Raw genomic sequence first — 2,092 nt, 5'->3', positions numbered from 1 at the left:
TTCAAAATGTGTTCGGCCTCCGCCTTGATGTCCGCCGCCTTGAGGGGCTGCTTCAGCAGAAATTCATGCCGTGCGCTGCTCACGAACATATCCAAAAGACCAGGGTGAGTTTGTGTGATAAGGTAGGAAGTGTCCCGTTTTCCTCTTTCAAAAACGATGGGGATAGTCTGCGCCCACTTCTTGTTGGCTTGGGAGACGCGCCCATCCGTCCCTTGGGTTTGCACCGTGTTGGCCAGCACATAGAACATCCGCTCATAGCCAAACTGCTTCACCACCTCCTGCACCGCCGCCTGTGTATCAAGGCGGTTGTCATGGTAGTGGCTGGCGATGGCCGTTTCAATCGCCTTTTTGCAGGCGATATTGGCATGGTTGGAGGCACGGTGCTGTTCTTCCTCGCCATGATTATATGCGTACTCGAAAGATTCCTTGTAAATCGGGGTCTTATCCATTTTAACCGTCTCCTTTCTATGTTTTACAGAGGGTTTCCGGCGCGAAGCAGACTTTTGCTGTTCCAGCTCCTGGAGGTCCCTCCGTACCAGATCAATGAACAGGTCCACCTTGGCGGGGTGGCTTTCCAAAGTGCAGCTCTCCCGGTCGCTGGCCATTCCGTACAGCGGAACAGTTTTGGCCCAACTTGCGTTGTGGCCGGAGAAACGGTTATCAATATTCCTTTCATGGACCGTATAAGCCAGAATGAACGCTACCCTCTCCGGCCCAAACTGTTTCAGAACCCCTTTGGCTGAATCCTTGGCAAAATTCATTCCATCCCAATTATTACGGATTGCATCGTCAATGGCACACTTGCAGTCGGCAAGGGCTTTCAGCGATTCCCGATACTGTTCCAATTCGCCGTTTTCCCGTGCGTAAGCAGCGGGATATGGGTAGATTGGTTTTTGATTCATTTTAATTCCTCCATTTCATAAGCAAAGTCAGGCGGAGCTGCCCCCGCCTGACTTTCCACGTCACCGCTCCTGGCGGTGGTCTTTCGGTTTGTCTGTTTTCTGTTTGGGCGGGACAGGCCGTTTCAATCCCTCCAATACCGAGGGGCGGGCGTCCTTGGCCAGACGCTGCTCACCAGCCGGGGCAGGCCCATCCTCTATCCCTAACTGCGCGTTCAGTTCTGCCAGCCGCTCACTTTTCTGCTGAAGCTCCGCCTCTTGGGGGAAGGGCTTGCCGATCTCGCCTTGAATCTCTTTCATCTGCTGGTGCAGGTTGTCAAGCTGGGAGCGCAGCACCGTCACCCGCTCCGGCATTTTATTCAAGGTGTGGTCGATGCGGAGAAGATTACCTAAAACATCCTCTCCCAATTCGGCGCGGTGGGTCATCTGGCCTTTGAGGGTCAGGACAGAGGTGCGCCCAAAGTCCTCCACGGACAGGGCCATAGAGAAGCCGCGATAATTCCCGATCTCGACCGGCTCCCCCGGCTTGATGCCCTTGCGGATTTCCGCGATCAGGGCCTTGCCTGCCTCCACCTTGTCCGTGTAGGTCTGGCCCCCGATCTCCATACCAGCAAACCCCTGCTTGACCTCCACGGCGGTGGTCTCCGCAGCGGGAGCGGTGGGGGCATCGGCAGCGGGCGTGTCCGGCTGTTTTCCGTCAGCCTGGGGCGGGGCGGCGGGCTTTACCGGCACCATCGGATGGGGATGCTTCGCCAGCGTTTTCATGTCGGCCTCCAGCCCCGCGATAAAGCCCTCGTTTTCCTTGATTTTCTCAGGGAACCGTTTCAGAAGATCGTCCTCCATGCGGTACTGATGGCTCTGGTGGTCCGATTTCAGCAGACGCAGGCGGGCCACGTCAATGTCCAGGTCCATCTTCTCTTTTATCAGCGGATTTCCCGCGCACAGGGCCTTGATCTCCGCATAGGAGAGGGCGGTCTCGTCCACGTCCTCGCAGGAGCGCACCGGGGATTTTGAGGTCATAATCTGCGAAATGAATTTCTGCTTGTTCTCCACTGTCTGCCAGTGTCAACGCCAATTTGAAATTGTAAGAAAACGCCGAAGAAATTTTGTAGTTTTTCGGCGGGGGGGGGTAACAAAACTAAGCGTTTCCTTGCTCAAAAAGAGTGTTCACGATTTGCTGTTTCTGGCGCATG

1 protein-coding gene and 1 pseudogene are annotated in these 2,092 nt (G+C 55.3%); both read right to left on the bottom strand.

Annotated elements, in window-relative coordinates; translation table 11 throughout:
- A partial coding sequence (locus D7X94_RS17775; RefSeq protein ID WP_120429149.1) for a DUF3849 domain-containing protein occupies positions 1-902 on the bottom strand: 902 nt, incomplete at its 3' end.
- Positions 903-1,634: 732 nt separating this feature from the next.
- A pseudogene (locus D7X94_RS19995) lies at positions 1,635-1,961 on the bottom strand (helicase); the annotation flags it as partial.
- Positions 1,962-2,092 lie beyond the last annotated feature (131 nt).

Origin of the sequence: Acutalibacter sp. 1XD8-33, from assembly GCF_003612555.1 — a bacterium.
In the GTDB taxonomy this organism is placed as follows: domain Bacteria; phylum Bacillota; class Clostridia; order Oscillospirales; family Acutalibacteraceae; genus Acutalibacter.
Note: the sequence above shows the minus strand (reverse complement) of the source record. Positions and strands in the feature narration are given on the sequence as shown.